The organism is Arthrobacter sp. Cr_A7, from assembly GCF_029222765.1.
Lineage (GTDB): Bacteria > Actinomycetota > Actinomycetes > Actinomycetales > Micrococcaceae > Arthrobacter.
Map to the genome: position 1 here is coordinate 1 of NZ_JARHXQ010000147.1, position 6,461 is coordinate 6,461.

Genomic DNA, 6,461 nt, shown 5'->3' on the forward strand with positions numbered 1-6,461 from the left:
CGGAATGTCAGGCCTTTGTTGCCTCCAGCGCTTCGACGATGGACGGCAGGAGCGCGCGGAACGCCTTGCCGCGGTGGCTGATGGCGTTCTTTTCCTCGGCGGAAAGTTCGGCGCAGCTGCGGTGCTCGCCGGTGGGCTGCAGGACGGGATCGTAGCCGAATCCTCCCGCGCCGCGGGGCTCGCGGAGCAGGACGCCCTCCAGCTGCCCGTACTCCACCACCTCGCGCCCGGGCGAACCGTCCGCCGCGGGCACGGCAAGGGCTGCCGCGCACACGAACGCTGCGCCGCGGTGCTGGTCCGGAACATCGGACAGCTGGTTGAGCAGGAGCGCCAGGTTGGCCGCGTCGTCGCCGTGGCTGCCGGACCAGCGGGCGGAAAAGATGCCGGGCGCTCCGCCCATCACGTCCACGGCGAGGCCCGAGTCGTCGGCGATCGCAACCAGTCCCGTGGCCTGCGCGACGGCGCGGGCCTTCAGCAGTGAGTTCTCCGCGAACGTCACGCCTGTTTCGACGACGTCGGGGGCACCTGCCGCCGCCGCGTCCACCACCTGCGTGTCGACGTCGAGCCCCGGAACCTGCCCCCGCAGCAGCTCACGCAGCTCCCGGAGTTTGCCCGTGTTGTGCGTGGCGAGGACCAGCCGCGGGGCGGCGCCTGCGGCGCTCACAGCGTGTCGGCCAGGGTTTCGCGCTGGATGGCCGCGAGCTGGGTGGTGCCCAGCAGTGCCAGGTCAAGGAGCTGGTCCAGCTCGGCCCGGTCGAACGGCGCACCCTCGGCGGTTCCCTGGACCTCCACGAACTTTCCGGAGCCGGTGACCACCACGTTCATGTCGGTTTCGGCGCGGACATCCTCGACGTAGGGCAGGTCCAGCATGGGGACGCCGTCGATGATTCCCACCGAGACCGCGGCAATGGTGTCGATGAGGGGCTGTGCGTTCCTGGCGATCAGCTTGTTGTCGCGGGCGAAGCGGATGGCGTCGGCCAGCGCCACATACGCGCCGGTGATGGCGGCCGTGCGGGTTCCGCCGTCGGCCTGGAGGACGTCGCAGTCAAGCACAATGGTGTTCTCGCCCAGGGCCTTGGTGTCGATGATGGAGCGCAGGGACCGGCCGATGAGCCGGGAAATTTCGTGGGTGCGGCCGCCGATCTTGCCCTTCACGGATTCGCGGTCGGAGCGGGTGTTCGTTGCGCGCGGCAGCATGGCGTACTCGGCGGTGACCCACCCCCGGCCCTCCCCCTTCAGCCAGCGGGGGACGCCGGCGGTCAGCGAGGCGGTGCACAGGACCCTCGTGTTGCCGAATTCAATCAGTGCCGATCCCTCAGCCTGGTTGGACCATCCGCGGGTGATGCTGATGGGCCGGAGCTGGTCCGGGGCGCGGCCGTCGGCGCGCACGATGGGCACTGCAGTTGCTTCAGAAGTCATGCCTTTAGCTTATCCACTGCAGGTGGCGCCGGCCGCTGCCGGAGCCCGGACCCCGCCGGGCAACCTAGATGGTGTAATGCACTCCGGCAACGGCCACCGCAACGTCCCCGCCAAACACCGGCCGGGCCTCGGCCATCACGGTGGTCTGGGATGTCCACACGGGAATGTGGGTCAGCAGGAGGCGTCGGGCACCTGCCGCGGCGGCGGCCTCCCCGGCGCGCTTGCCGGTCAGGTGGACGTCCTTGATGCCGTCATCCCGGCCTTCCTCGAAGGCAGCCTCGCAAAGGAAAAGGTCGGCGTCCTTGGCCGCTTCCTCGAGCCCCGCGCAGGAGTCCGTGTCGCCGGAATAGGTCAGGACGCGGGAGATTTGGTTGCCGTCCTTGTCCGGCTCCACCACCTCGACGCGGAGCGCGTAGCACTCCTCGATGGGGTGGTTGACCGCGAACGGCGTGACGGTGAACGGCCCCACGGTCACGGGCTGCCGCTCGGCCCAGTTGGTGAAGTCGAATTCCTCGTGCATCCCCGGGTCGAGGTCCAGGCCGTACGCGGTGGCCATCCGGTCCGCCGTCGCCGCCGGCCCCCAAACGGGGATCCGGTCGCGGCCCCAGCCGCCCGGCTTCCACCGGACCGCTACGTGCAGGCCGCAAAGGTCCATGCAGTGGTCCGGGTGGAGGTGCGTCAGGAAGATCGCGTCGATGTCCTCAAGGTCCGTGTACCGCTGGATGGCACCGAGCGCACCGCTGCCCAGGTCCATGACAACTTTCCAGGTCCGTTCGCCGTCGTGGGCGGTCAGCAGGTAGCACGACGCCGGCGAGCCGGGGCCGGGAAACGAACCGGTGCAGCCTACGATGGTCAGCTTCACAGGGCGGAACCTCCGGAGCGGCCGGCATCCGCGAAGCCGGTGTCCACGAAGTTGGAGATCCGGGGGCGGTTCCGGGCGGCCTGCGCGGCGGCAATCATTTCCGGGGTGATCCGCGCCAGGCTTCCGGTGGGGTACTGCGCTGCCACATGGTCGACGTGGCGGACGGACAGCACCTCGGGGCCCAGGAACCTCCTGGCCAGGGCCTCGAACTGGGCGGCGTCGCCGGTGGCCACGAAGTGGTGTTCGGGCGGCGTCCCGGCCGTCCGCTGCAGGTCATGGGTGGCCAGGGCCCGGTACACGTCCTTTGCGGTTTCCTCGGCGCTGGACACCAGAGTGACGTCGGCGCCCATGACGTAGGAGATGACGCCGGTCAGCAGGGGGTAGTGTGTGCAGCCCAGCACCACGGTGTCCACTTCGGCGGCCTTCAGCGGCGCCAGGTATTCCTCCGCGACGGCCAGCAGGGCGGGCCCGGTGGTAATGCCCGCTTCCACATAGCTGACGAACTCGGGGCAGGCAACGGACGTGATGGCGAGGTCAGGAGCGGCTGCGAACGTGTCCTCGTAGGCGCGTGAGCCGATGGTCGCGGACGTCCCGATCACGCCCACGCGTCCCGTGCGGGTGGCCGCCACGGCCCGGCGGACGGCAGGCTGGATGACTTCGATGACCGGGATGCCGTACTTGGCCGTGTACCTTTCGCGGGCGTCACGGAGCACAGCGGCCGACGCCGAGTTGCAGGCGATGGTCAGCAGCTTGACGCCGGAGTCCACCAGTTCGTCCATCACGCCCAGGGCATTCGCCCGGACTTCGGCGATGGGCAGGGGGCCATAGGGCCCGTGGGCGGTGTCCCCCACATAGAGGATGGACTCGTTGGGGAGCTGGTCGATGATGGAGCGGGCCACGGTAAGGCCCCCTACACCGGAATCGAAGACGCCGATGGGGCGTGCTTCCAGGGCGGCGGCCGGGAGGCCGCCGGCTGCGGAGGCCTGTTCAGCTGCCGCTGACGGGTCCATGCTCGAGGCTGTTGTCATGATTATTCGAGGATAGGTGCTCGCTGAAGCGTCAGCCATCATCTTGTGGCCCGCGACTCATGTCTAATTTGTCACAGGGCCGGAACGGACGGTGGCGGGCACCCCTCAACGGCGGCTTTCCAGCGACTGCAGCATGGCCTGGACCAGCGATTCCTGCAGCCAGGTGGCGAAGTTGTAGACCAGGGCCAGGTAGCTTTCCACGTCCTCGGCCTGGGACCAGTCCTGCATGAGGTGGACGTGCTCGGCGTCCTCCTCATCCCGGATGTCCAGGCGCTCGGCCAGCACCAGCCGGACGTCGTTCAGCGCCATGGACCAGTGCTTGGCCCCCTCGGGCGTCAGCACGATCTCCTCTTTGTCCAGATCCAGCGCGGCGGCCCGCAGTGCCCCGATCTTCGTCTCGCGCAGGGACCGCTCGGTGAGCTGGCGGAACTCAAGGGACGCGGCGCCGTCGTCCTTCACAACGTTGGGCAGGAGGCGCTTGACCGCACGGTCGGACGGCTCAGCCACGTCCATGTCCAGGCCAATGAGCGCAGCCAGGGGATCCTGGCCGGTACGGTCCTCCGGCTGCAGCATGGAAATGACGTCATCGATCAGGCTCCGCAGCAGCTCCCGCTCAGCCGGTTCGAGGTACCCCGTGATGCCTTTCAGCCCGTTCTTGAATGCCTTAGCCACGTTTCCCCTTGCCCTGGCCCGGTCCGCCGGACTTCCCTGAGTTGCCGCCGGGACCGCCGCTGGCTTTTTCCACGGTGGCCCACAGCCCGAAGCCGTGCATGGCCACGGCGTGCCGTTCCACCTGTTCCTTGCTGCCGTGGGTCACGATCGAACGGCCCTTCTTGTGGACCTCCATCATGAGCTTGTTCGCTTTGCTCTCCGAGTAGCCGAAGTAGCTTTGGAACACGTAGCTGACGTAGCTCATGAGGTTGACGGGATCGTTCCAGATCACCAGGTTCCAGGGGATGTCCGGTGCGGTCAGGGAATCTGTGGATTCCGCTGTTCCGGTCCGGGTGCCCTCCTGCGTATCAGGGCCGAGCGCAACGCTTAAGGTCATCTGTCCATTCTAAGGGGGAGGGTGGGCCCACGACGGCGAGGGCCCCGCGGCGAAGCGAAGCGAGACGTGGGAGCCGGTGGGGACTAGAGTGAATTTCGTGAGTACCTCTGCCGGCTGGGACCATCCCCGCACGTCCTTTTACACTGACCACTACGAGCTGACCATGCTGCAGGCATCACTCCATTCGGGCGCCGCGCACCGCAAATCGGTATTTGAGGCGTTCGCCCGCCGGCTTCCCGACGGCCGCCGCTACGGCATCGTGGCCGGGACGGGCCGGCTCCTGGAAGGCATCGCCAACTTCCGCTTCGGCGAGGCCGAGCTGGAGTTCCTGGAGCGCACCAACGTGGTGAACCGGCAGACATTGGAATACCTGGCCTCCTACCGTTTCTCCGGCGACATCTGGGGCTACGCCGAGGGCGAAGCGTACTTTCCCAACTCCCCCATCCTGATCGTGGAGGCAACGTTCGCCGAGGCCTGCATGCTTGAGACCTATCTCCTGTCCGTCCTTAATCACGACAGCGCCATCGCCTCCGCCGCCTCCCGCATGGTCAGCGCAGCGCACGGCCGCCCGTGCATCGAGATGGGTTCCCGGCGCACCCATGAGGAAGCGGCCGCGTCCGCCGCGCGCGCCGCCGTCATCGCCGGATTCGACAGCACCTCCAACCTGGAGGCCGGTATCCGCTACGGCATCAAGACTGTCGGCACCGCAGCCCACTCCTTCACCCTCCTGCACGACACCGAACGGGACGCGTTCGAGGCACAGCTTGCCGCGCTCGGCGAGGGCACGTCCCTCCTGGTGGACACGTACGACGTCGAAACGGCCGTCCGTACGGCCGTGGACCTGGCAGGTTCCCGGCTGGGGGCCGTACGGCTGGATTCCGGCGACCTGGTGGACCAGGCCCAGTGGGTGCGCCGGCTCCTGGACGACCTCGGCAACGAGAACACCAAGATCGTGGTCACCTCCGACCTCGATGAGTATGCGATCGCCGCGCTGCAGTCCGCCCCGGTGGATTCCTACGGTGTGGGCACGTCCCTGGTGACCGGTTCCGGCGCGCCCACCGCGAGCATGGTCTACAAGCTGGTCAGCCGCACCGACGATGACGGGGACTTCGTCTCCGTCGCCAAGGCCGCCAAGAACAAGGCCAGCGTGGGCGGGCGCAAGTACGCGCTGCGCAAGCTGGACGAACGGGGCATCGCCACCGCCGAGGTCGTGGGCGTCGGCCGCCGCCCGGAAGATGACGGCAATGACCGGTCGCTGCTGCAGCAGTTCATGAAAAACGGCGAGCTGCTGCCGGGATGGACCGGACACGAAGGCGTACTCCGCGCGCGCCGGCGCCACGCTGATTCGATGGCCGAACTGCCGCCGGTGGTCAACCGCCTGCAGCGCGGCGAGGCTGCCATTCCCACCATCTACGAGGAGAACTGATGTCGCGTGCGCTGATCATCGTCGATGTCCAGAACGATTTCTGCGAGGGAGGCTCGCTCGCCGTCGAGGGCGGTGCAGCGGTGGCCGGCGCCATCAGCGACTATGTGGACGCCCACCACAACGAGTTCGACCACATCGTGGCCACCCAGGACTGGCATATCGATCCCGGCGACCACTTCTCGGAGAACCCGGATTTCAAGGACAGCTGGCCGCCGCACTGCGTGGCGGGCACCCGCGGCGCAGAGCTCCATCCGGACCTGGATACCGAATACATCCAGGCGTACTTCCAGAAGGGCCAGTACGCCGCAGCGTACTCCGGCTTCGAGGGGCTCCTGGCTCCCGAGGACGCCGTGCCCACCGGAGAGCGCCAGCCCGGCGCCCTGCCCGGCGGCGACGATGTGGACAGGTTCGCTCCCGACGAGGACGCCATAGGCTTGGACGACTGGCTGCAGAGCCATGACGTGGAGGACGTTGTAGTGGTGGGCATCGCCACCGACTACTGCGTGATGGCCACGTCGCTCGACGCCGTCCAGGCCGGCTATGCAGTCACCGTGATCCGTTCCCTGACGGCGGGAATTGCCGGGGACCTCGAGGAGGCCGTGGCGGAGATGGAGCTTGGCGGCGTGGACGTCGCCTGACGCCGGCCTTCCCCAACAGGCAACTGCAATAGGCAGGACA

At 67.9% G+C, this 6,461-nt stretch carries 8 protein-coding genes; 2 read left to right on the forward strand and 6 right to left on the reverse strand.

The window, feature by feature from the left end; all coding sequences use genetic code 11:
* Window positions 1–7: 7 nt before the first annotated feature.
* From rdgB to clpS, 6 genes are all read right to left on the reverse strand, one after another.
* A complete protein-coding gene (gene rdgB, locus P2Q66_RS09165; protein WP_275727429.1) occupies window positions 8–664 on the reverse strand; it encodes an RdgB/HAM1 family non-canonical purine NTP pyrophosphatase in 657 nt (218 codons plus the stop codon).
* On the reverse strand, window positions 661–1,419 hold the full coding sequence (gene rph / locus P2Q66_RS09170) for a ribonuclease PH (RefSeq protein ID WP_079597699.1): 759 nt from the start codon (window positions 1,417–1,419) through the stop codon (window positions 661–663). The genes rdgB and rph overlap by 4 nt, the downstream gene beginning before the upstream one ends.
* A 64-nt stretch (window positions 1,420–1,483) precedes the next feature.
* The gene (locus P2Q66_RS09175; RefSeq protein ID WP_275727432.1) at window positions 1,484–2,281 is read right to left on the reverse strand and encodes an MBL fold metallo-hydrolase; all 798 of its coding nucleotides are present in this window, start codon (window positions 2,279–2,281) and stop codon (window positions 1,484–1,486) included.
* Window positions 2,278–3,291, reverse strand: coding sequence for a glutamate racemase (gene murI / locus P2Q66_RS09180; protein WP_275727437.1), 1,014 nt, complete (start codon window positions 3,289–3,291; stop codon window positions 2,278–2,280). The genes P2Q66_RS09175 and murI overlap by 4 nt, the downstream gene beginning before the upstream one ends.
* 123 nt (window positions 3,292–3,414) lie before the next feature.
* Complete coding sequence (locus tag P2Q66_RS09185; RefSeq protein WP_079597696.1) at window positions 3,415–3,981, reverse strand: DUF2017 domain-containing protein; 567 nt, start codon at window positions 3,979–3,981, stop codon at window positions 3,415–3,417.
* On the reverse strand, window positions 3,974–4,357 hold the full coding sequence (gene clpS, locus P2Q66_RS09190) for an ATP-dependent Clp protease adapter ClpS (RefSeq protein WP_079597695.1): 384 nt from the start codon (window positions 4,355–4,357) through the stop codon (window positions 3,974–3,976). The genes P2Q66_RS09185 and clpS overlap by 8 nt, the downstream gene beginning before the upstream one ends.
* 97 nt (window positions 4,358–4,454) lie before the next feature.
* Between clpS and P2Q66_RS09195 the strand changes: the two genes are divergently transcribed.
* Together P2Q66_RS09195 and P2Q66_RS09200 are read left to right on the forward strand one after the other, a co-directional pair.
* A complete protein-coding gene (locus tag P2Q66_RS09195) occupies window positions 4,455–5,783 on the forward strand; it encodes a nicotinate phosphoribosyltransferase (RefSeq protein WP_275727435.1) in 1,329 nt (442 codons plus the stop codon).
* The gene (locus P2Q66_RS09200; RefSeq protein ID WP_079597694.1) at window positions 5,783–6,421 is read left to right on the forward strand and encodes an isochorismatase family protein; all 639 of its coding nucleotides are present in this window, start codon (window positions 5,783–5,785) and stop codon (window positions 6,419–6,421) included. The genes P2Q66_RS09195 and P2Q66_RS09200 overlap by 1 nt, the downstream gene beginning before the upstream one ends.
* The last annotated feature ends 40 nt before the right edge of the window (window positions 6,422–6,461 follow it).

Bases quoted from the DNA above. Each gene is read 5' to 3' on its own strand.
- rph (WP_079597699.1), bottom strand. From the start codon at position 1,419: ATGACTTCTGAAGCAACTGCAGTGCCCATCGTGCGCGCCGACGGCCGC.
- P2Q66_RS09200 (WP_079597694.1), top strand. From the start codon at position 5,783: ATGTCGCGTGCGCTGATCATCGTCGATGTCCAGAACGATTTCTGCGAG.
- clpS (WP_079597695.1), bottom strand. From the start codon at position 4,357: ATGACCTTAAGCGTTGCGCTCGGCCCTGATACGCAGGAGGGCACCCGG.
- murI (WP_275727437.1), bottom strand. From the start codon at position 3,291: ATGGACCCGTCAGCGGCAGCTGAACAGGCCTCCGCAGCCGGCGGCCTC.